Source organism: Rahnella sp. WP5 (genome assembly GCF_000745615.1).
In the GTDB taxonomy this organism is placed as follows: domain Bacteria; phylum Pseudomonadota; class Gammaproteobacteria; order Enterobacterales; family Enterobacteriaceae; genus Rahnella; species Rahnella aceris.
On sequence record NZ_JQJR01000005.1, the window covers coordinates 499,771 to 521,891 of the forward strand.

Sequence of the window (22,121 nt, forward strand, 5' to 3'; positions counted from 1 at the left end):
TTTTTTACAGGCGATCAGGCAGCGGGCGTTTCATGCAAATGACGCCACAGAATTTTCCCTTCTGCATCCACCACAAATAACACCGTCGAATAACGCAGTGTTTCCGGCTGGCCGGGCAACTGCTGGCGTTCCTGATACGCGACTACCGCGCCTTTTTCACTTTCAGCAATCACCACCGGCTTTTCAACCTCAATCTTCAGCCCGCTTTTCGTGCCCCGCTGCGCCCCGAAAAAAGCACACAATGCCGGATGATCCAGCCGGTGGCCGGTGATCGTTACCATCGAATAGGCCGGACTAAACCGCGCCAGCAGTTCATCACAAACCTGCCCAGGTGCAGCGGAGTCTGAAAACCAGCGCTGAATTAACCCATGCGCATCAAACACTTCTTTCACAAAACGATTCATAACTTTTCCTGTTGGTGTTCCTGTAGAAGCCGTTCCTGAATAATGGCGTGCCCCGGTAACCGCAGACACAACATGATGGGAATAATGACGCTGGACGCCGCAACGGTGAAACTCAGCGGATAGGCGAATGCCGGAACAGAAAGCTGCCAGGCACTCAGCATCACGCTGACCAGCGTCACGCCAAGACAAAAACTCAGCTGGCGGTTGATGTTCCACAGGGCGCTGGCGTCAGCCAGTTGTTCAGTACGGATATGTAAAAACGCAGCGCTTTGCGCCGTGCTGCTGCACAGACTGCTGCCCGCCCCCATTAACGTAAACGCCGCGATTGCCAGCCACGGCGCTGCAGGAAACACACTGAGCAGCGCCAGCAAACCAATACCCGCGCCCTGAATCAGACAGCCCGGAATAAATAACGCCCGCGGCCCGAGCCGGTTAAACATTTTGCCGGTAAAACTGATGGCAGCAAATGACGCCAGCGACCACGGCAACATCAGCCCGCCCGACTGCGCCGCCGAGAAGTGGTGTTCATTCTGCAGATACAGCATGGCAATCAGGCTGACGCCGGTAAACACGCCGGGAATACACTGATAAATCAGCATGCCGGTGCGCAATAACGGATCTTTTATCAGCGTCAGATCCAGCAGCGGCTCAGGGTGTTTTCGCGATGCCCGTACAAACATCGTCATCAGCCCTGCACCGGCCACGAATAATGCACTGCCGCTCAGCCATTCACTGTTTTCGCCCAGAGACGTCAACCCCCATAGCACCAGCGCCAGCCCGCCATTCAGCAGCGCAAATCCTTTCAGATCGAACCTCCCTGCCGGTTCACGTGGCGTTTGCGGCAGCCAGCACAGTGCCAGAACCCAGGCCAGCGACGACAGCGGCAGGCTGGCAATAAACACCCAGCGCCAGCTAAAACTGTCCACGATAATGCCGCCGAGAGCCGGAGACAGCGCCGGTGCCAGCAGCCCGACCAGCATGATCACCGCAGACAGCCGGGCGCGTTCATGGCTGCGGTACAGTGCATAAGTCAGCGTCTGCCCGAGCGGGATCAGCAATCCGCCGCCAAGCCCCTGCAAAACCCGCCAGCCAATCAGCGTGGTCAGGCTTGCGGCGGCCGCTGCAGCGAGTGAGGCAAGCATAAAAATCGTCAGCGAGAGGATAAACACCCGCCGCGCACCGAAACGCCCCGCCAGCCAGCGGCTGAGCGGAATAACCAGTGTCAGCCCCAGAATATATCCGGTACTGACCCACGCCAGCGCGCTGACCGGTGCCTGAAATTCCCGTGCGATGCCGGGATACGCCACATTGGCGATAAACATGTTGATCAGATCAACGAAAAAACCGAGCAAATACACTGCGGCAACCCGCGCCCTGTGACTCATTCTTACGTATCCACAATGGGTAAAGGCGGGCAATGTAACGGAGAAGTTCTTACGGATAAACGGACGCGGTGCAGTTACACTGTCAAAATTATTTTGACAGTAAGGACGCACAGGATGCTGAATTTACAGCGGCTGGAGATTTTCGTCGCGGTGGTTAACGCAGGCAGTTTCACCGGCGGAGCAGTCTCCCTCGGGCTCACCAAAGCGGTAGTGAGTTTTAATGTGAAGCAACTGGAAAGTGAAACTGGCGTCGCACTGCTGACCCGAAGTACCCGGCGGCTGGCACTGACGGAATCAGGCGAACGCTTTTATCAACGCTGTCAGGATTTATTGCAGGAAGCCGAAGCGGTGCTCGACGACGTGCGTCGTGATCATGCTGGCCTGAGCGGTCAGTTGCGGATCACCAGTACCCCGGAATACGGCGCGCGCGTGGTGGTTCCGGCGCTGGCGGCGTTTTCTGCACTGCATCCGCAACTGCGCATTCAGCACGTCGCCTCTTCACATCACGACGACCTGATCGCCGGACGTTTTGATCTGGCGATCCGTCTCGGCCAGTTGACTGATTCTAGTCATCACGCCGCCGCACTCGGGCGTTTCGGTATACTGCCGGTGGCATCTCCGGCCTTTTTGCGCGAACACGGAAACATCAGTACGCCGGACCAGTTGGCCGCAAGCCGGTGGATCGCTCACAGCCGTCTGCCGTTACCTATGAGCTGGCCGGTCACTGATGCTCAGGGAAAGCAAAACCCGTTTCGCGTGACGACGCCGCCCGCCATTGTGGCCGACAGCGCCTCGGCGTTGTTAGCCTTTGCGCTGGCAGGCGCAGGCGTCGTCCTGTTGCCGGACTGGCTGGTGCAGCCGGAAATCGACGCACAGCGTTTATGCCATGTGCTGCCCGGTCACCGTTTTCCGCCACAGGGCATTTTCGCGCTGTATCCTAACACCCGTCACGTACCTGAAAAGGTGCGAAGCTTTATTGATTTTCTGCAAAGCCGGCTGGCGGAGTTCCCCGCCCAAGCTAAGATTTAACTCAGCTCACGGGAGGAAACATTCATTATGATCATAGAGACATCACGGTTGCTGCTCCGGCCTGTTACGGCTGAGGATATTCACACGTTATTTGCTATTTACGGCGATCCGCAAACCAATCTTTTTAACCCGCGCGGGCCATTGCCGGACATCGCGGCAGCACAGGAAAAACTGAACGGCTGGCTGAGGGAATGGCCGGATAATGGTTACGGGCACTGGGCCATTGCGCACAATCATCAACCGGATCAGATTATCGGTTTCGGCGGGCTGGGTATCCGTGAAGGCTACGAAAATCACCGTGTGTTTATTGGCTATCGCTTTGCGACAACAGCGTGGGGAAAAGGACTGGCAACGGAGTTTGCCAGCACAGCGCTCAGCACCGGTTTTGAGAAACTGGGCATACCGCGAATTTCGGCTACCGTACGTGAAAATCATCTGGCTTCACAGCGCGTTCTGGAAAAAATCGGCATGCAGAAAGTGGGTTTTGAGGGCGATCCGCTCCATGGCACGGGCAGTTACCTTTACCGGCAGACCAACCCGCGCACGGTCAGCGGCCCATCGTTCAGCTGACATAAAACCACCTTGGGCGATCGTCCCCGGCCTGAGATCGGAAAATTCTGAGTCTCAGGTATTGCTGGCTTCTTTTTTCTAAAAATACCTGTACAACTTCCCATATCTTGTATAACTTTATAGTCACACAGGCAATCATTACTCACACATCTATTAACATAAGGGTTAATTATGCGTCAGAACAGGCACAACGGAATGGCCCCGGACACGTCTCATTCCTTATACAGTCAGGTCTTTTCTGAAGAGGAAACAATGGGGCGCGTTGTTGTTGAAATTCTTGAGGCAGGAAAGAACCTCAATCGCAAAGCTTTATGTTCAAAACTTTTAAATCGTGTTGAAGCGGCTGGAAGTGAAGAAGAGGAAAAGCATTATATGAAGCTTATCCGTCTGGTACTTGAACGAGATTCATGATCCACCCTGATTAAGATCATAGTGCAAAGATTGGCTTCATAGCATTTCAGTTCGACATATTATGCGGGCTTGATTAATTCACAGCCTACCAAATTTTATGCCCTCAGGCGTAAAGTACTAACTCTGAACCTGAAGCTAATCTGCCCAAGAACTTTGGCCGGCATATATTCAGAGGCTGCTAATATGTACAGAAGTAATGAAGAAAGACTGACTGATAAGCTGATAGGTGAGGCCGTAATTTCCTTGCTTAAATCGAAGAACCCGATATCAACTGACAGACTCATTGCACAATTACAGTTTATGGCTGCAAGTGCTGACAACATAAATCGAAAAAGTGCCTGCGAGCGGATTATTAATGAGATCCGCCATGATCTGGCTGATAAACGTGCGCGAATTACCTATGAAGTGCGGGATGTCGATAATGTACGACACTTTTTCAATGCTGAAGGGCCGTCCGATGACAAGAAAAGACATTGATTCATCAAAGAATCATTCGCTAAATCAGGGCGATGCGATGAATTCAAACCCATCCCAGACGATGACAGATTCTGTTTATCACTCAGATGTTTATAACTATTTCAACAATGCGGGCGAACTGTTTTTGAGTGAAACCGAAGTGTTGGGTGCCGCTATTCGCGTCATTCTGGCCGAACAAGGCAAAGTGACAAATAAAGCCATTATATTGCACCTGATTACACAGCTTGAATGCACATCCGATGTGGTGCAGTTGGATATTCTGCGTAGTGCACTGGAAATGGTTGTGGGTATGACACCCGAAAATTCCGGCGTCTGATCCCGGCTGATTAGATTTATTATATTTAATAATTTCACGTTCATTTTTGAAAAGTGAACGTGCCTTCACTCATAAACAGCAAGTGCGGAGGGTATCAAAATGCAAGATGTGTCTTATACTCATGTCAAATTAGCTGATTATATTCTGACAGAAGACCCGGAACTTCTGGTCGGAAATGAAACTGTCATCCGTATTTATAATAATTTAAAAAATCGGAAAGAACGGGTAACCCACAAAGATATTATTCTTTACCTGATTCAAAAAATTGAGCAGGAAAGTGATTCGGGTAAACAGGATGTATACTTAGAGGCACTTGAATACGTCGTATACCGCACTCCTGATGATGATGTCGTATAATATATCACCTGCGTAGCGTTAAGACTTTGCGAATCCGCCGGACAAATATTTTATATTTTTCCGGCGGATTCATTTAATCTTACTGAAATCTTTTATCGGCCTTTTGATATTTAAAGATTTCGGTTTGTTAACAGATATTCCTGCTTAACTTCCGGCCACGCGACAACCGGTGCTCCATTTAGCCTTGGTGAAGCAAACAGTGAGCCCTGGAAATTACACACCCCTGCCGCATCGAGCCACATCCATTCTTCTGCTTTTTCAACACCCGTCGCGATAACCGATATTTCCAAAGAAGAGCAAAACCTGATAATGGCCTGAACAATGGCCTGCTTGGGTCCGCTGGTATGAATGTCACAAATCATATTGCGGTCAATCATAATCTTTTCCGGCTGGCATTGAGTCAGCAACAACAATCCCGCTGATCCTGCGCCGAAATCATCAATCGCCAGTCGCATTCCTGAGGCTTTAAGCTGTTGCAGCGCTGTAACGAAATCATCTTCGCGTGTCACGACGCCGTTCTCGGTAATTGCCACGACAATCTGCTCCGGAACCAGACCATGAGCAGTAATCTCATGAACTAAAAATCCGATAGCATCAGGTACCCGGACTAACGTCATAGGCAAAAGTTTGATTGTCAGCGTTTTGTCGCTGATCCCCATCTTCTGTGCCAGTGCAAAAGCCAGCTTTTTGGTTTTCAGGTCAGCTTCATAAATGGTTGTTCTGGAAAGCGCAGAAAAGTACTCCATCGGAGAACCGCCACCTGGACCGCACAGACGGGCTTCGTAAGAGGTAATCTCGCGACTCAGTGGATCAACAATGGGCTGATACGTAAAGCTGTAATCCTTCATCTCGGGAAAGATAAATCCTGCTTCAGGTTTCAGTGACTCATCGGCGATAAAAGACCAGGAATCCGCCGGAAGAATTTCGAGATAATTTTCCTTTTCACGAGCCTGTACAAAGGTGCACAAAAATTGAAGCGCGCGGTCTTCATAGGTCAGCCGGTATTTGGACGTCCCCTTATCCAGCACGGCCTGAAGGACAACATCTTCGTGATGGTGCCTGAGGTCAAAAAGTTCCATCCCCACATTACCGAAGCGGCGCGACGGCGCGTAATCACGCATGAGAACAACGACATTATTATGCCGCTGATCGCTGCAAATCGTATTATAAACAGCATCGACGGCCTCTTCCGGCCCTTCCAGCAACTGGAAAAAGTGCATTCCGTCAAAAAGCAGAATACCGGTAATACTGTTGCGTTCATTCCCGATGTTGGCTCGCGACACCATCTCTTCCAGAGAAGCAGGCAGGACAGAGTCACTGATGTGGCTGCGGTAGACGAGGGTTAAAAGCATTAAGAAATTCCAGGGCAGGCTTCAGTTATGAACCCCACGATAACAGAAATTTTATTTACGGAAAAATCTCAATTGATTATCTTCGCTAACATATTGTGGTGAAAAAATGCCGTGATGCTCAGGCCTGTGACCATTAAGAGTAATGGCGCGGTTGCCATTTTGGAGGATAATCGCTGACATTCTCTTCATTTACAGGAAACAGGGCATGACTCAACAACCCGCAGCAGAAGATTTTTACAGCGAAAAATACGGCCTGACCCGTACCCACTCAGAAATCATCAACGCCGCACAGCATGTCCGGCCGGGTAAAGCACTGGATTTAGGCTGTGGCAGCGGGCGTAACTCGCTGTATCTTAACCTGAAAGGGTTTGAGGTGACGGGCTGGGATAACAACGCCATAAGCGTCGCAAAAGTGAATGATATTATCGCGGCGGAATCACTGAATAACATCAATATCAGCGAAGCTGATCTGAACACGCACCGTTTCAGCGGTGAATATGATTTTATCTTTTCCACCGTGGTCATGATGTTTCTGCAACGCGACAGCATCCCGCACATTATTGAAGACATGCATGCGGCCACCAACACGGGCGGTTATAACCTGATTGTTGCCGCCATGGACAGCCCGGATTATCCGTGCCCGCTGCCCTTCCCGTTCACCTTCAAGCCGTCAGAACTGCGTGATTATTATCGCGGCTGGGAAATCGTGAAATACAACGAAGATGTCGGCGAACTGCATAAACGCGACGAAAACGGAGACCGTTACAAGTTGCGGTTTGCGACGCTGCTGGCAAGAAAAATCTGATATCCATCAGTCCTTCGCAGGCAAACCCTGCATACCCTGGCTTTTCGACTAAACTTAAATTCCACCCAAAAAGGAGCACGATATGTCATCACAAGACTTTGATAAAGATCCTAACCGTGTGGAAGATAAAGTAGAAAACACGGTTAACCAGTTTGCCGGTGAAGCGCAAAAGCAATTTGGAGATTTTGTTGACTCTCCGAAACATCAGCTTAAAGGTGCTGCACGCAAATACTCCGCGCAGGCGAGTGAAGCAGTTTCTGACGTGGCGGATAAAATCAAAGAAAATCCGCTGTCGGGATTGATTGCTGCCGGTGCGATTGGCGTGGTTCTGGGGCTACTTTTAGGCCGCAAATAACCGTCCGGGAGAAACAGATTTCTCCTACACAAATTATTCACAAAAAGAGGGTATGATCTTGTCTTCTGTAGCAATCTACAGATTATTCAGACATTCCCCTTGTAGCAAATCCAATACCCGTCTCCCCTGACGGGTATTTTTTCGCCAGCTTGCGTGAATCATTGCCCTTTACCGACCAGCTGAGCGGCTTTCACGAAAATTTCATCTTCCACACCGTCCCCTTTTTTACGCCCGAGCCGCCGCAGTTCATCAATGATGCTCTCCCGGTTAATAATCGTTCCGCTGGAAATTAACCCCATAACAGCCGCACCAATGGCCAGCCCGATCAGGCCTGTCTTTTCGCTTTCGTCCTTCATGATGACCCCGGTAAATTATTCGAATTTTTCAGATAACGCTCAGTATCTATAGCTGATGTAATGCCATTTGTCAGAATTCGGGCACAGCCGGGATCGCATTTTTCTATCAGGGTTAAGGGTATCCAGCATCCGGCTGGCATAGCCTGAGGCGGAGAAATTCCGCCTTGTCAGCAGTCTGTAAAAGACCTATATTTAGACCGAAGCCTCGACAGGAGCAGTAAAACATGCAAATACAGACCATCAGCTTCGTGAAGAAGCATGCCGCTGCGCTTGATTTATCACAACCTATACTGGTCACTCAGAATGGTGAACCGGCTTATGTGATTGAATCCTATGAAGACAGGCAAAAAAGGGATGAAACCATCGCTTTACTCAAGCTGCTGACACTGGCAGAAAATGATAAAGCTGAAGGCCGGACATTGACGAGGGAACAGTTGTTAGCAGATCTCTACTGATGAGTCACTCATCTCATCGGCTCATTATTGGGATCAATTTATGTCTGCCACGAAAAGTAAAATTACGATTGAGTACCTGCAAACTGTAAAGCTATCCATTGATGAAATCGCTTCGTTCCAGACCTCACAGGGAAACGACCCTTTAAAGATCATCAACGCTGTATTAGATGAGTTTGAAACAAAAGTGAAAGTATTTCCTTTGTCCTGCCCGGTTTCACCTGATCTTGCAGCGCTGGGGATTATCAAGTATCGAGAATGCAATACGTTGAGCGGTTATCGCATCATATATACCTATGATGAACCGGCAAATTTGATCTCTGTTTATGTGCTGCTTTCGCAGCGACAAAATGTTCAGGCGCTGCTGTTTAAAAAGCTGATCATGGGCTAACAACGCAAAAGCCACGCAAACATCGCGTGGCTTTTTTCAGCGCGTCATCCTCTGTTAAATCATCAGTTTTCCAGCTGGTACGTCAGCGTAATCTCGGCTTTCAGAACCTGAGAAACCGGGCAGCCAGCTTTTGCTTTTTGGATGATTTCATCGAATTTATCTTTATCAATGCCTGGCAACTTCACTTTGCTGTCGAGCGCGATTTTGGTGATCGCAAAGCCGCCATCCACTTTATCGAGTGAAACATCTGCGACAGTATCGATGCTTTCCGGCGTGTGCCCCGCTTCGCCGAGCATCAGCGAGAGCGCCATGGAGAAGCAGGCTGAGTGCGCCGCGCCAATCAGTTCTTCCGGGTTAGTGCCTGGCTTACCTTCAAAGCGGGTGTTGAATCCATAGGGTTGTTCCTTCAGGGCACCGCTTTCAGAAGAGATGTAACCTTTACCGTGTTTAATATCGCCTTCCCAGTGTGCCTGTCCTTTCTTATGAATGGTCATATTTTCCTCCGGTTTGCATTACATTAACGTTAAGTATAGCTTCTGATCGGTGATCCGCGAGGATGGCCGGGCTATGCGGTCTGCGGGTAACTTTTCCATAAATCACAACAAAATAGATAACCGAGGAATAAAGCATGTTTAAACCGCAAGATGTTGTTCAGTCCAAAACCGGCGGCCCGAAAATGATCGTCCGTCGTGTTGAAGGCGACACGCTGTGGTGCTCGCGTACGGACGACTTTTCTGCCACTGAAATTGAAGTAAAAGCGGACACCGTGGATCTGTATCACGAAGACGGCGATTTTGGCGTGTGCTGATCACTCCATCAATTTATCCCTCAAGGCTGCCACGGCGGCCTTTTTGTTTTCGCCAGATTGCCAAAAAGCAAAACATGAATTAATATTCGATATTATTAAATAATAATTCACGAGAACAATGATACATGGACGCCAGCATTCCGGTAGAGAAACAGTTTCAGGCCTATAACCACCACGATCTCGATGCCTTTTCCGCCTGCTACAGCGAAGACTTTACCGCCTATCGCATGCCCAATATGCTGCCTTCCTTAGAGGGGAAAGACGCACTCAGAACGTTCTATAAAAACCACCGGTTCAACAACAGCGCATTACGTGCTGAGCTGATCTCACGAACCGTGCTGGGCAATAAAGTATTTGACCATGAAATGATCTACGGAATTTATGAGACCCCCGTCAACAGCATTGCCGTGTTTGAAGTCGAAAACGGGCTGATTAAGACAGCCTGGTTCTATTTTGAATAATCATGCATTTTTTGTGACTGGAAGTATTCATTGGTTGCGGATGGATATCCTCAATCATAATTTCCAATTATGTAAAATTCTGAATATAGTGGTCGGAAATTACTGAGAATAATCTGATCAAGGGACCGGCCATAATGAATAAGCCTTTTGCGTGGATGTCTGTGTTTGTTGCCGCCGCATTTTTAAGCGGATGCGCGCAGCCAACAGTTAAAAACACTGAGCAGGATCAGTCAGCACTGAATACCCGTTGCTACAGTGAGTTCAGGGCACTTCAGACGCTGGATAAACAAGCTTTCAATGTTTATAAGCAACAATTTAGTCAGCTCAACGACGCATATGCAGTTTATAAAACCAATGCTTCGCTGATTAACAAAGACTCCAAAGAAATGTTTGCGCTTGAATTAAAAGATAAGCAGACACTTATCTGTGCCCGAGTTAAAAGCGCCGTGTTCAATAACATGAATCAGCGTTCTCAGATGCTCAACGATATCTAACAGAATCAGACATTGAATCCTGGGATTTTATAATCTCAGGATTCAATGATTACTCTACCATCCTGCCCGCATTACCAGCCTTTCACCGCATCCCCGTGATAGATAGCGTCCGCCGCTTTCACTGTGGCATCCGTCTGATAAGCCTCAACCAGTTCCTTTACGGCCTGGCTGTCTTTGTTATCTTCACGTGCCACGATGATATTCACGTAAGGTGAATCTTTATCTTCGACAAACAGGCCATTTTTGCCCGGCGTCAGCCCGACCTGTCCTGAATAAGTGGTATTGATGATCGCCAGTTCAATTTTGTCGTCATCAATGGCGCGTGTCAGTTGCGGCGCTTCGATCTCAACAATTTTGAGATGCTTTGGATTTTCAATGATATCCAGAGACGTCGGCAGCAAACCTACGCCCTCTTTCAGTTTGATCAACCCTTCTTTTTGCAGCAATAACAGCGAACGGCCAAGGTTAGTCGGGTCATTAGGCACCGCAACCTGCGCGTTATCACTGAGCTGATCAATGGATTTTATCTTGCGGGAGTATCCTGCAATCGGATAGACGAAGGTTTTCCCCACTTCCACCAGCTTGTAGCCGCGCTCTTTGATCTGCTTATCCAGATAGGGACGGTGCTGGAACGAGTTTACATCAATGTCGCCGCTGCTCAGCGCCGAGTTTGGCAACACGAAATCGTTGAAGGTCACGACTTCCACATCAAGGTTATATTTGTCTTTAGCAGTCTTTTTGATGGTTTCCCACATCTGCTGATCGATACCCGCGCTGATACCCACTTTAATGTGGTTTTCCTGCGATTTTTGATCACAGGCACTCAGCGCCAGTGCGCCCACCAGAGATAATGCCAGAACTGAAAATTTTAGTGTTATGCGCATAACGGTTTTACTCTTTCCGTGAATAATTAAAAGGTTGAAACAGCATCGCTGAAGATCTCAGTGTTTCAAAGCCTGTCGGGATGCGCAAATACGAAAAAGAAATAACCTAGAGCGGGAATGCTGCCGGAACCCGCTGTACGCAGGTTTCGGCAGGAGGATTTTCTTATGTGGAAAGATTTCCTGATCGTAAACCGATCATTTGCCCGCTGCGTGTAATACCGCAGGTTGCGGGCGGGACAGGAAAATGGTGATGCCCGCCAGCAATGTCAGCACACCGCCGAGCAGGAAGGCACTGCTGACGCCCGCGCTGTCAGCGAGGATCCCGCCAAACAATGCGCCCAGCGCCAGCGACGTCTGGAAGACACACACCAGCAACGCCGAGCCGGTTTCAAACAACGCAGGCGACGCCTGATACGTCCAGATATTCAGACACACCGGCAACGCACCAAACGCCAGTCCCCAGAGGATCACCAGTGCACAGGCCAGCGCCAGCGGCACCGGGAACAGCGACAACACCAGCACCGAGGCGCTGAGCAGCAGCATATTGAGCATAAACGCTTTCTTTACACCGAGCTCACGGACAGTAATTTCCGTGGTAAGCGTGCCTAATAACCCCGCTACACCGTAGCCCATCAGTAACAAAGAAATATTGCTGGCTGAAAGATGCAGGCTAAACCGCAGCCACGGCTCGAGGTAGGTATATGCCGCGAAATGACCGCCTGCCATAAATACGCCGATGATCAGCGCGTAGCGGATCCCCGCGACTTTCGTGACGCTGAGCATCGCACGCAGGCCGATAGAGTGTTGTGCCGGCAGCGAAGGCAGCGCCAGCCATTGCAGCACGAAAAACGCCAGCGCCAGCACGGCGTTAAGCATAAATGCCATGCGCCAGCCGAACAGATCCCCGATAAAGGCGCCCGCCGGGACACCTGCGACCGTGCCGACCGCCACGCCCGCAGTGATCAGCGAAATGGCCCGGGCGCCCTGCTCCTCTGACACCAGCCGCCGCCCGGAAGGAACAGCAAATGACCAGAAACCACCGACACCGATGCCCAGAATTATGCGTCCGATCAGCAGAATGTTGAATGACTGCGCCATCACGGCGATACCGTTGGCCACGATCACCGTCGCGGAGAGCAATAATAATAAGGTGCGGCGATCCATTTTTCGGGCAAACAGCATGATCAGTGGCGCAGAAATCGCGGCAACTAAACCGGGCAACATCACCGCCAGACCGGCATGCCCTTCAGTGACACCCAGAGATTGCGCGATGGGCGACAGTAAACCGATCGGCAGAAATTCGGTATTAACCAGCGCGAAGGTGCCGCAGGCCAGTGAGAAAACCGCCAGCCAGCGGCGGAATGCAGAAGTTTCTGGCCGGGTGTCCAGCGATGAGCACTCAGTCATTTTATGATCCTTAGCAAGGTGAATTATTTCGGAGGTGTTGTTTTAGTATTTGAACGTAATAAACGTGATCACCATCACAGGGTCAAGCCCTTTTCATAATGACTGCCGGGGTATTTCTTATGCACCTGCCAGATAAGCCAGTCTCCGCCTGCGATGCAGGCTGCAGAGGCGCGCGGAGGTTCAAACGGAAAAGGCACATACAGATAACGCGGACAGGAAATGACTCCACATATAAGTATGTTGTAACTAAATTGCACAAAAAGAGATCGACCGCCGGATGCGGCGGCGAATAACGTGACGGGGAAAGGGCGTTTCAGGGTTAATGCGACACAGATTTAGAATAAAGCTGGATGATCATAATGCCAACAGCGATGCAGCCCATGCCAATCAGCGCCGGAGTATCAAGCCGCTGTTTGTAGATGAAGAATGACATGGCCGAAACAAGGAAAATCCCCATGCCTGCCCAGATAGCGTAGGCGATACCGATATTCATCACTTTAACGACCTGAGAAAGTCCATAAAAGGATATGGCATAACCGACGACCACAATGACGCTCGGCACTAACCGGGTGAATCCATCAGACGCCTTCATCATGGTCGTCGCCAGTGTTTCAGCGCAGATAGAAACAGCAAGGATGAGATATATTTTGAACATAAGACCTTCTCAATATGAGATTTATAAAAATAAAACATTACCCCACAGAGTCTTACATTAAACCGTCTTAACGGCAATCATGCCGGGTTTTACTGTTGTCATAAAAATAACCGGGTACGAATACTCCGAATGGCCGGAAATTATTATGTCAGTGCCCTGTCACAACGCCGGTGTGCTTCTCCCGCTTTATGATTTTCTTCTTTTATTGCAGGCGCAATTTCAAGCAAATCTTTCCTGATACGGCGGATATCATGTCAGTTCGAAGTTTTTAAAGTGGCGAAACCAATGACTATTTCATCGACAACGAAAGAATTTATACTCTCATGCTTAGAGAAAGTGGGTGTTGACAATAGAAAGTTGGCGGCTATTGCACAGGGAGCTGATATCTACGGGCCTGAAGGGTTACTGGACTCAATCCATTTAGTGGGCTTTATCGCAGAGATGGGCGAATGGATGGAAGCCAGAACCGAGGTTTCCGGGAGTTTTTTTGATATCCTCGATGGCGATCTTTTCGAAAACTTCAAAAATATCAATCAGATTGAATCACTGTTATCCCGGAGGTTTAGCGATGTCAGCTTTTCCTCCTGATAGCCAGTTTATCAGTACAGAAAAAATCGATGACATTCCTTATCAGCGTCTGGCTGACAGGGTGCCGACGCCGTTTTATGCCTACAGCGCCTCGCAAATAAAGGCCGACTTTTCAGCATTAAAAAAATCACTTCCGGATGAGATTCATTATTTTTATTCGCTCAAAGCTAATCCCAATAAAACATTGGTTCAGTTGTTAAACCGGGAAGGAACAGGCTGTGAAGTGTGTTCTCTGGCAGAACTGGAAACAGTGATAAGTCAGGGTGTGCCCCCGGAGGATATTATTTTTGTGGGTCCCGGAAAATACATTGCTGAATTAACCCAATGTTGTCGCATCGGTATTAAAGCTGTCGTCATCGAATCCATTGAAGAAATAAAACTTCTGAATGATATTGCTGCCAGCATGGGCGTTATACAAACCATCGCCTTGCGCATCAACCCTGAGTTTACGGGCGAAAAAGCCAAACTGGTGATGAGCGGCAAACCACGGCAATTTGGCATCGACGAACAACTTTTACCGCAGGCATTTGCCTGCGTCGCGCAGCAGGAAAATTTACGACTGGCGGGGATCCATATTTATCTCGGTACACGGATCCTCGACTGGCAAGCGCTGGCTAAAAATACCCTGAATATTCTGTCACTGGCGGGATCTTTGCAGGAGATCTACAAGGTCGATTTTGATTTTGTCGATGTCGGCGGGGGTTTTGGCGTCAGGTATTTTGATAAAGAAAAGCCACTGGATATTGTTGCGCTCGGTGGCGCGTTAGCGCCCGTTATCCGCAATTATCATGACAAATTTCCGCGCTGTAAGATCATCGTCGAACTGGGCAGATATCTGATTGCCCGCGCAGGCATTTTCGTCACCCGCGTTAATTATCTTAAACCCTCCCGGGACGAATGGTTCGCGGTGTGTGATGGCGGAGCCAACTGTCACGGCAGCGCCGCTGGCATCAACTCGCTGATCCGGCGTAATTTTCCGATGGCCCGTCTGGGTGAAACCCGTGCCGGGACACAACATCGTTATCAGGTCACCGGCCCGCTTTGTACCCCCACCGATATATTAGGTGAAAACATTATGCTGGCGGAACTGCATCCGGGTGACCTGATCGGCATCGGACATTCAGGCGCATACGGGGCCAGTGCTTCACCCGTCAACTTTTTAAGTTTTGGTCATCCCGCCGAAATTCTGGTGGAGAAAGGTCAGGCTTTCCTTATCCGAACCGCAGATAGCATTGAGACATTATTGGCACCTCAGATATATCAGCCTTTATCTGTCGAAAATGCCTGAGGAATCTGTATGTCTCTGGAATTTTCAGCATCCAATATTCTTTGGCATGAGTTTGAAAAAAATAACAATCCTTCTGCTACGGTGGAGAGTGAACAACTGGATAAAGTTAAAAGTTTTGTTAACGCTTTTTTTCAGTCACATTCCCGCACCAGCGAAGCCCAGCTTCAGCCCGTCTCCCGTTGGGTTAACTCTCAAAACCTGACATTCACGACGATGCTCAAAAAACTGGTGACCCAGTTGGAAGAGCAGGCGCTGGTCAATGACCTGGATTTGGTGGTGCTGACCCACTGGACGCCCGATGCTGAAATTGGCGCTTCAGTGACCAATGCCATTATTTATGAAACCGGTTCTCATAACGCTTTTGGTATTGCCATCAGCGATCATGGCTTAAGCAGTGGATTTGTCGCGTTGCAAATCATTGAAGATTACCTGGAAGATATCGGCGGGGACAAACGTCCGCGTAAAGCCCTGCTGATGATGGCAGATCAGGATGCGATTCTGTATGACAGCCCTTATCTCGCCAATTTCCACCCCGCGGCCAGTTGCTGTTTGCTCCTTTTACAAAGCAACGCGACCCACGAACCCCATAAGGTCGCCGGTAATATTACCTTTAAAAATTATCAGAAAACCTCGCTGCCGGTTTCAACGGCGGACATTTATCCCCTGCTTTCCACGCTGAAGATGTTCAGTGCCGCTGAAAACGCATTGCCGCTGATTATTCTGACCAGCAAATCGTTTTCACAGGTTCTGCATCGGGATGCCAACTTCTCGGGTGTCAGGATAGAAACCTGGGACGATGCTTTATTGTCTTCAGCACCCTGGGTGTTATTAAAAAAGCTGGCACAGGAAAATACGCGGTTCTTATTAATGATGCCGGAAGGGAAGAATATGATCTTCGCCAGTTTTGTGATGGAGAACTGAAGGTGTATATCCATGCCATCACAAGCCTGATAGCTCCGGTTCTTACCCCGCTCTCCCTGCTGGAAAAAAAATACCGCTGGGGAGAACGGAATCATAAAATTTTTAGCCGTTTTCATAAGATGCAATCTGCCAGTCTGTTTGCTGATGAAACATTGCCGGATCTGCTCTCCGACCTTCTGCAAAAATTACGCGCTGAATGCGACCCCGGTTTATTTCGCCAAATCCGCTATGTCGCCTGGGCGCATTCTCTGCACGCCACAAGCCCGTTTGACCGGATGGAAGAACTGTCCACGGTATTTCAGACGTTTTTTGGCGATCAGGAGATCGAATTTTTTTCTGCGACACAGGCTTCCTGCGCTTCGGGTCTGGTGAGTTTGAAATATTTGCAGGCGAAAATGCGCGCCGCACAGCAGAACACTCTCTCTGAGAACTGTGGCTCTGAGAACTGTGGCTCTGAGAACCAGGCCTCTGTCTGCGGGGTGCTGATCACCGGTGAAAAATGTTTTCACCGCACGGTGCAATATGTCGATCAGAATGGTTATTTTGGCGAAGCCTTTTGCGCCACGCTGGTTGGCATGACCCCTTCTCCTCATTCGCTGCATCTGCGCGCACTACATTTACAACAACTCGGGGCTTATGGCACGCGGATGCGGGAAACGGATCGCGAAAGTGAAAATGCCTATGACCACGCATTTTTGCCGGTGATGACCGAAACCATTCAAAAAGCGCTGGCGTGCGCGGGACGTAAACCGGAAGAACTCAGCGCCGTGCTCCCTTACCACATCAGCCCGGTGACCTTTGACCGCCTTGCTGATCACAGCGGATTTAGCCGGGACATCGTATTTCGCCATAACCTCCACACGCTCGGTCACTGCTTTTGCAGCGATGCGTTTCTCAATATCAAAAGCCTGCTTGCCTGTGGGGATAATGCCGTCAGAGCGCAGTGCATTCTGGCTCTGGCCTCAGGCGTGGCGGGCACCTTTGGCGCAATGGTTCTCGAATCAGACAATGAGGATATTCCATGAGCACAACTCATTTAACGCAGTGGCTGGCCCGTGCTGCACAGGCTTTTCCCGAGAAAACCGCCCTGGTTGCCGGTGATGAAGAGATAAGCTGGTCAGCACTGTTCCAGCGGGTCATGAAAACAGCCACCTCTTTGCAACAGCATCACATTAAACGGGGCGATCGGGTGGTGGTCTGGCTGCCGAACAGTATCGACTTTGTGGTGTGCTTCTGGGCGGTTCAGTACCTGCAAGCCATTTTTATCCCTCTTAACCCTGACACGCCCGTCGCGCGCGTGGGCTGGATATGCAACAACGCAGAAGCCAGTTTGCTGATCAGCAGTGCAGATCAGGCGGATGCGCGGGTCACGGCTAGTGCAGATCGCACCCCGTATCCGGTGCTGTTTGACAAGCCGGGCACAGAAAGTCTGATCCGCCCGGCGTTACTTTCATTACAGCAGATCGCGGCGCAGGCAGACGTCACACCGCTTGTGCCGGAAGACGCACTGGATATCGATCTGGCCTGCCTGATTTACACATCCGGTTCCACCGGAGATCCGAAAGGCGTCATGCTGACCCAGCGCAATATGTTAAGCGCGGCGACATCCGTCAGCACCTATCTGGATCTGAGGGCAAGCGATCGGATTTTCTGCACGATCCCGATGAGTTTTGACTACGGGCTTTATCAGGCCATCATGGCCACCAGAGTGGGCGCGACGCTGATTATCGAAAAAGATTTCAGCCGTCCGTTGTTTGCCCTCAAACAACTGGTGAAACAGCGGGCATCGGTTTTGCCGATTGTCCCCACGATGCTGGCCCTCATTGCCCCTCTGGCAAAACGTTATGATTTTTCATCCGTGCGTAAAATCACGAATACGGCTGCCGCGTTGCATTCCAATGATATTGATACGCTGATTGCCCTGTTCCCTCAGGCTGAAATTTTCTCTATGTACGGGCTGACGGAATGCCATCGCTGCACCTGGCTTCCGCCAGCGATGTTGTCGACACATAAAGAGAGCGTCGGTTACGCCATCCCGAATACCGAACTTTGGGTGGTGGATGACAACGGTGTCCCGCATCGCAGCAATGCCACGGGCGAGCTGGTTATTCGTGGCGCGACGGTCATGCGCGGTTACTGGCGCAATGAAGAACAGACGCAAAAGAAATTACGTCCCGGCCCGCTGCCCGGCGAATCCGTGTTGTATACCGGAGATATCTGCCGGCTGGATGAACGTGGCCTGCTTTATTTTGTCGCCCGCAAAGATGACATTCTGAAAACCAATGGCGAAAAAGTGGCGCCGCGGGAAGTCGAAGGCGTGCTCAAACGCATCCCCGGGGTCGGACAGGTGGCGGTGATTGGCGTCCCTCATGCCATTTACGGTGATGAGATCGTCGCCTGTATTGAATGTGTGACGGCGCCCGATATTGCCCTGCTCAAAGCCTTCTGTCAGACCCATCTCGAAAGCTACAAGCGCCCTCACCGCTATTATTTCAGTGAGGCGTTACCCAAAAATAATAACGGAAAGATTGATCGTAACCGGCTGCCTGAACTCCTGTTACAGCGCTCCCATGATGTTCAACGCGAATCCGTAAAATCATAAGGAAATCATTATGTTTACTTCAACAATCATTGAAGCCATCGGCTTAGTGCTGGAAAGTTCTCATCTCTCAGAACTGCATGCAGAAACACATCTGGAACGCGATTTAGGCTTTGAAAGCGGACTGTATATTGAACTGATTATGTATCTGGAAGAGAAAGTCGACGGGCTGATCCTGGATCCGGCCACGCTGGAATTTGAGCATTTTGAAACCGTGGGCAGCTTATCGAGATTCATTCAACTGCAACTCGCGAACCGGGCTGCCTGAATGGAACAATGGGCAGAGGTTATCGCGATTTTTATGCGTTTCCGGCACCGGCCCGAACTTGCCTGGTGCCATGGTACACACCGTCGCGATTATGCCACGCTGAGTCAGCGCGCAATGGATCTCGCCGTGCAGATCCGCCAGCATCAGACAGACACTGACCGCCATGTAAAACCGGTGCTGGTATACGGGCATAAGTCGTTCGATTTTATTGCCGCCTGGTGGGCATGCCTGCTCTGCGGCTGCCCGGTGGTGCCCGTTGAATCGGATAACAGCCCGGAACGCGTGGAGAAAATTGCGCTCACCCTCGGCGCAGGTCTGCTGCTGAATACGACGGCGACGCCGGTTCAGATGAACGCGGTCAGGGTACTCAACACGGCGGAAATTAACGGGTCTGTCTGTACGGATGCCACACTGCATGCGCTGCTGAGTGAAAGCCGCCAGCGTTTGCAGGATGTCCCCGGCGAACCGCTGGCTTACATCATGTTTTCCTCCGGCACCACCGGCGAGCCGAAAGGGATCCAAATCACCCTGCGCAATATGGTGAATTTCATTCACTGGATCCGCGAAGATTTTCCACTGGACGGTGCCGTCACCGGCAATGTTCGCTACTGCTTTGATGTTTCCTTATTTGAAATCTGGTTAGCCTGGGTTTTCCTGCAACCGCTGTCGGTGCTCGATCACCGCGAACTCATCAGCGCCCGCAAAATGATTGCACAGCATGCAGAAACCGGTGTTGTCTGCTGGGTATCCACGCCTTCGATTATCCGCCTTTATCTGCTGGACCCCACGTTCAGTGCCGCACAACTTCCCCTGCTCAGGCGGTTTATTTTTTGCGGTGAAACACTGACAAAAGACATCGTCACACAGCTATGGACACGATTTCCCGATGCCAGCGTGATAAACACCTATGGCCCGACGGAATGCACGGTTGCGGTGACCTCGGTGCTTATTACACCTGAAATGATCAGCGACCCGCTACCCTTGCCGATTGGCGCGGCCAGACCGGGCGCGGTACTCAGCCTGCACGAACAGGAAAGTGACAGCGGCCGGGGCGAGCTGTTAATCAGCGGCACCTGCGTCGGGCCAGGCTACCTCAATGCACCGCTGAAACAGCAAACACAGTTTATCCGCCATGCCGGGCAAAATGCCTATCTGACCGGTGATATCGGCCAGGCGAAGGGAGATTGTTACTATTTTCTTGGCCGCGAGGACGGGGAAGTCAAGATCCAGGGACACCGCATCGATCTCTATGAAATTGAGCATTTCCTGCGTAGCCAGAATCTCGTGTCAGATGTCGTTGCAGTGCCTTTTTTACGCAAAGGCAATGCCGAGGCTATCCAGGCCTGCGTGATCCTCAATGATTCCTGCGCTCTTTCAGCGCTGGGCCACGCGATGCAGGCACATTTCCCGCCGTGGTCGATCCCCCGTTACTGGTATGCCATTCCTCATACTATTTTGAATCATAACGGAAAACTCGACCGCAGCGCGGCGCGTGATCTGGCACTGGATAAAGGGGAGAAATATGTTTTTATCGCAAATCAGACCGCTGTTTGACCGGCTTCGCAACTGTGATGACGCCATCGCGCTGATTAATCAGCAAGGCACCTACAGTTTTGCTGAACTGGGCGCACGGACGGCCGCCATCGCCCATTTTCTTACCCCTCTGGCGGGTCGCAATGTGCTGATCTACGGTCATAAACAACTCGATGCGGTCGCCGCTATTCTGGCCTGCATCAGTAAAGGCTGTTGCTTCACCTTTGTGGATCAGGCAAATCCGCCGTCCAGAATTGAAAAAATAGCCCGGATGACGCGCACGGAAGTGATCATCACCACGCTGCCGCAACCCCTCGCCGGGCTGGAGCAATGGCCGCAGTGTGTCAGTGCTTCACTGGCAGACATTTCTCCTGCAACGCTGCCCGCTGAACCGTCATTAACCCAATCTCTTTTCTATATCCTTTCCACCTCGGGCAGCACCGGTGAGCCTAAAGGCGTTATGGTCAGTTATGACAATTTTGCCGCTTTCAGCGCGTGGTTCGCACCACAAGTCACCGGCGGAACGGACAAGGGCTGTCATATTAATCACGCCTGTTTTTCTTTTGATATGGCGATCCTCGATCTCATTCCGGTTCTCAGCCGCGGGCAGACCGTGCTGATGCTGGATCATTGCAATAATGTTTTGCCCCGGCAAAACATCAGGCTGATGACAAGAGAGCCAGATGTGGCCGTCACCAGTTGGTTTTCAACACCCAGTTTTGCTGAACTCATGCTTAAAGACGCGCTATTCAGCCACGTTAAGTTCCCCGCCCTGAAGCGTTTTTATATCGGCGGTGAACGGGTTGCACCAGGTTTGATCACACAGTTACAGACGCGTTTTCCGGCGCTTGAAGTGATGCACGCTTATGGCCCGACCGAGACAACCTGCGTGACGCATACGCATCTTTTGTCCCAGCCGCTACACCATCAGGCGGGGTTATTGCCGCTGGGCAGGCCGCAAGGGCTGAACCGCATTCGCATCGTCGATGCGGCCGGTCATCCGGTTTCTGCCACAACGGTAGGTGAAGTCAGGCTTTACGGCCCTCAGGTTTCACAGGGCTATCTGCCGGAGGATCACCCCCGCAATCAGGCTTTTGCTGAGGATGAATGGGGTCGCTATTACGCCACGGGCGATCGCGGTTTTGTCGACGAAAATCAGTCACTGTTTATTTGCGGCAGAGATGACGGACAGTTTAAGTTGCATGGCAATCGCATTGAGCTGGCAGAAGTAGAATCCGCCGTGTGCCGAAATGCCAATGTGATCCAGTGCTGTCTGGTACCGCTCGAAGAACAGGGAAAAGTGACCGACCTGCAACTGTTTGTACAACTGCATGATGACAATGCGCTGCAGCGGCAAGCCTTACGCCATTTCTTGTCCGGGCAACTACCGGGATACATGATCCCTAAACAACTGGTCTTTTGCCAACACTTCCCCCTGACATTGCATGGCAAAATAGACCGGCAGGAACTCGTCCGGCAATACGCGGTTTCTGACCGTTTTTAATCGACATCCTGCAATCACATATAAAAAATCCAACGTAATTGCTGAGAAAAT

29 protein-coding genes are annotated in these 22,121 nt (G+C 50.5%); 21 read left to right on the top strand and 8 right to left on the bottom strand.

The features are described from left to right. Positions 1-14: 14 nt before the first annotated feature. The gene (locus EX31_RS02310; RefSeq protein ID WP_037033140.1) at positions 15-404 is read right to left on the bottom strand and encodes a hypothetical protein; all 390 of its coding nucleotides are present in this window, start codon (positions 402-404) and stop codon (positions 15-17) included. Then, complete coding sequence (locus tag EX31_RS02315) at positions 401-1,789, bottom strand: MFS transporter (RefSeq protein WP_037033141.1); 1,389 nt, start codon at positions 1,787-1,789, stop codon at positions 401-403. The genes EX31_RS02310 and EX31_RS02315 overlap by 4 nt, the downstream gene beginning before the upstream one ends. A 114-nt stretch (positions 1,790-1,903) precedes the next feature. On the opposite strand from EX31_RS02315, the gene EX31_RS02320 reads away from it, so the two are divergent. From EX31_RS02320 to EX31_RS02345, 6 genes are all read left to right on the top strand, one after another. Beyond that, positions 1,904-2,818, top strand: coding sequence for a LysR family transcriptional regulator (locus EX31_RS02320; protein ID WP_037033142.1), 915 nt, complete (start codon positions 1,904-1,906; stop codon positions 2,816-2,818). Between the two features lie 27 nt (positions 2,819-2,845). Then, entirely contained in the window at positions 2,846-3,388 is a 543-nt protein-coding gene (locus EX31_RS02325) for a GNAT family N-acetyltransferase (protein WP_037033143.1), read from the top strand. A 171-nt stretch (positions 3,389-3,559) separates the two neighbouring features. Next, positions 3,560-3,799, top strand: a complete 240-nt coding sequence (ycgZ, locus tag EX31_RS02330; RefSeq protein WP_013577923.1) for a regulatory protein YcgZ — start codon at positions 3,560-3,562, stop codon at positions 3,797-3,799. A gap of 183 nt (positions 3,800-3,982) precedes the next feature. Next, positions 3,983-4,276, top strand: coding sequence for a hypothetical protein (locus EX31_RS02335; protein ID WP_013577924.1), 294 nt, complete (start codon positions 3,983-3,985; stop codon positions 4,274-4,276). Continuing rightward, a complete protein-coding gene (locus EX31_RS02340; RefSeq protein ID WP_223510022.1) occupies positions 4,257-4,592 on the top strand; it encodes a biofilm/acid-resistance regulator YmgB/AriR in 336 nt (111 codons plus the stop codon). Before EX31_RS02335 ends, EX31_RS02340 begins: the two co-directional genes overlap by 20 nt. Positions 4,593-4,691: 99 nt before the next feature. Beyond that, on the top strand, positions 4,692-4,949 hold the full coding sequence (locus EX31_RS02345) for a biofilm development regulator YmgB/AriR family protein (protein WP_014416580.1): 258 nt from the start codon (positions 4,692-4,694) through the stop codon (positions 4,947-4,949). A gap of 110 nt (positions 4,950-5,059) precedes the next feature. On the opposite strand, the gene EX31_RS02350 is transcribed toward EX31_RS02345, so the two are convergent. Beyond that, positions 5,060-6,301: a diguanylate phosphodiesterase gene (locus EX31_RS02350; protein WP_037033144.1), complete on the bottom strand. Its 1,242-nt coding sequence runs from the start codon at positions 6,299-6,301 to the stop codon at positions 5,060-5,062. Between the two features lie 205 nt (positions 6,302-6,506). Between EX31_RS02350 and tehB the strand changes: the two genes are divergently transcribed. Together tehB and EX31_RS02360 are read left to right on the top strand one after the other, a co-directional pair. Continuing rightward, on the top strand, positions 6,507-7,106 hold the full coding sequence (gene tehB / locus EX31_RS02355) for a tellurite resistance methyltransferase TehB (protein ID WP_037033145.1): 600 nt from the start codon (positions 6,507-6,509) through the stop codon (positions 7,104-7,106). An 82-nt stretch (positions 7,107-7,188) separates the two neighbouring features. Beyond that, entirely contained in the window at positions 7,189-7,461 is a 273-nt protein-coding gene (locus EX31_RS02360; protein ID WP_051930980.1) for an ElaB/YgaM/YqjD family protein, read from the top strand. Positions 7,462-7,619: 158 nt separating this feature from the next. Here the strand turns inward: EX31_RS02360 and EX31_RS02365 are convergent, their stop codons facing one another. Next, positions 7,620-7,817, bottom strand: coding sequence for a hypothetical protein (locus EX31_RS02365; RefSeq protein ID WP_013577930.1), 198 nt, complete (start codon positions 7,815-7,817; stop codon positions 7,620-7,622). A 224-nt stretch (positions 7,818-8,041) separates the two neighbouring features. Between EX31_RS02365 and EX31_RS02370 the strand changes: the two genes are divergently transcribed. Beyond that, complete coding sequence (locus tag EX31_RS02370; RefSeq protein WP_013577931.1) at positions 8,042-8,272, top strand: type II toxin-antitoxin system prevent-host-death family antitoxin; 231 nt, start codon at positions 8,042-8,044, stop codon at positions 8,270-8,272. Between the two features lie 40 nt (positions 8,273-8,312). Continuing rightward, positions 8,313-8,660 carry a type II toxin-antitoxin system RelE/ParE family toxin gene (locus EX31_RS02375; protein ID WP_037033146.1) on the top strand — a complete coding sequence of 116 codons (348 nt, stop codon included), beginning with the start codon at positions 8,313-8,315 and terminating at the stop codon, positions 8,658-8,660. Between the two features lie 62 nt (positions 8,661-8,722). On the opposite strand, the gene EX31_RS02380 is transcribed toward EX31_RS02375, so the two are convergent. Beyond that, positions 8,723-9,154: an OsmC family protein gene (locus EX31_RS02380; protein WP_014341684.1), complete on the bottom strand. Its 432-nt coding sequence runs from the start codon at positions 9,152-9,154 to the stop codon at positions 8,723-8,725. Between the two features lie 134 nt (positions 9,155-9,288). On the opposite strand from EX31_RS02380, the gene EX31_RS02385 reads away from it, so the two are divergent. The 3 genes from EX31_RS02385 (at position 9,289) to EX31_RS02395 (ending at position 10,423) form a co-directional block, all read left to right on the top strand. Beyond that, a complete protein-coding gene (locus EX31_RS02385; protein ID WP_013577934.1) occupies positions 9,289-9,468 on the top strand; it encodes a YodC family protein in 180 nt (59 codons plus the stop codon). Between the two features lie 125 nt (positions 9,469-9,593). Beyond that, positions 9,594-9,929: a nuclear transport factor 2 family protein gene (locus tag EX31_RS02390; RefSeq protein WP_014416585.1), complete on the top strand. Its 336-nt coding sequence runs from the start codon at positions 9,594-9,596 to the stop codon at positions 9,927-9,929. Positions 9,930-10,084: 155 nt separating this feature from the next. Beyond that, entirely contained in the window at positions 10,085-10,423 is a 339-nt protein-coding gene (locus tag EX31_RS02395) for a hypothetical protein (RefSeq protein ID WP_225444951.1), read from the top strand. Positions 10,424-10,494: 71 nt separating this feature from the next. Here EX31_RS02395 and metQ read toward each other — a convergent pair whose 3' ends face one another. The 3 genes from metQ to EX31_RS02410 all read right to left on the bottom strand — a co-directional run bounded on the left by metQ (position 10,495) and on the right by EX31_RS02410 (position 13,369). Continuing rightward, the gene (metQ, locus tag EX31_RS02400) at positions 10,495-11,307 is read right to left on the bottom strand and encodes a methionine ABC transporter substrate-binding lipoprotein MetQ (RefSeq protein ID WP_037033147.1); all 813 of its coding nucleotides are present in this window, start codon (positions 11,305-11,307) and stop codon (positions 10,495-10,497) included. A gap of 195 nt (positions 11,308-11,502) precedes the next feature. Continuing rightward, entirely contained in the window at positions 11,503-12,714 is a 1,212-nt protein-coding gene (locus EX31_RS02405; protein ID WP_037033148.1) for an MFS transporter, read from the bottom strand. A 319-nt stretch (positions 12,715-13,033) separates the two neighbouring features. Further along, positions 13,034-13,369, bottom strand: coding sequence for a DMT family transporter (locus EX31_RS02410; RefSeq protein WP_013577939.1), 336 nt, complete (start codon positions 13,367-13,369; stop codon positions 13,034-13,036). Positions 13,370-13,654: 285 nt separating this feature from the next. Here EX31_RS02410 and EX31_RS02415 point away from each other — a divergent pair, with 285 nt between their 5' ends. From EX31_RS02415 to EX31_RS02450, 8 genes are all read left to right on the top strand, one after another. After that, entirely contained in the window at positions 13,655-13,957 is a 303-nt protein-coding gene (locus EX31_RS02415) for a hypothetical protein (RefSeq protein ID WP_013577940.1), read from the top strand. Then, positions 13,938-15,245: a type III PLP-dependent enzyme gene (locus tag EX31_RS02420; protein ID WP_037033149.1), complete on the top strand. Its 1,308-nt coding sequence runs from the start codon at positions 13,938-13,940 to the stop codon at positions 15,243-15,245. Before EX31_RS02415 ends, EX31_RS02420 begins: the two co-directional genes overlap by 20 nt. Before the next feature lie 9 nt (positions 15,246-15,254). Beyond that, the gene (locus EX31_RS02425) at positions 15,255-16,166 is read left to right on the top strand and encodes a hypothetical protein (RefSeq protein WP_037033150.1); all 912 of its coding nucleotides are present in this window, start codon (positions 15,255-15,257) and stop codon (positions 16,164-16,166) included. Positions 16,167-16,285: 119 nt separating this feature from the next. Next, the gene (locus EX31_RS02430; RefSeq protein ID WP_231576015.1) at positions 16,286-17,191 is read left to right on the top strand and encodes a beta-ketoacyl-[acyl-carrier-protein] synthase family protein; all 906 of its coding nucleotides are present in this window, start codon (positions 16,286-16,288) and stop codon (positions 17,189-17,191) included. Then, complete coding sequence (locus EX31_RS02435) at positions 17,188-18,768, top strand: class I adenylate-forming enzyme family protein (protein ID WP_037033153.1); 1,581 nt, start codon at positions 17,188-17,190, stop codon at positions 18,766-18,768. Before EX31_RS02430 ends, EX31_RS02435 begins: the two co-directional genes overlap by 4 nt. A gap of 10 nt (positions 18,769-18,778) precedes the next feature. Continuing rightward, positions 18,779-19,033: a phosphopantetheine-binding protein gene (locus EX31_RS02440; RefSeq protein WP_013577945.1), complete on the top strand. Its 255-nt coding sequence runs from the start codon at positions 18,779-18,781 to the stop codon at positions 19,031-19,033. Beyond that, complete coding sequence (locus EX31_RS02445) at positions 19,034-20,587, top strand: AMP-binding protein (protein ID WP_037033154.1); 1,554 nt, start codon at positions 19,034-19,036, stop codon at positions 20,585-20,587. Continuing rightward, positions 20,556-22,070 carry an AMP-binding protein gene (locus EX31_RS02450; RefSeq protein ID WP_037033155.1) on the top strand — a complete coding sequence of 505 codons (1,515 nt, stop codon included), beginning with the start codon at positions 20,556-20,558 and terminating at the stop codon, positions 22,068-22,070. Before EX31_RS02445 ends, EX31_RS02450 begins: the two co-directional genes overlap by 32 nt. Positions 22,071-22,121: the final 51 nt, after the last annotated feature.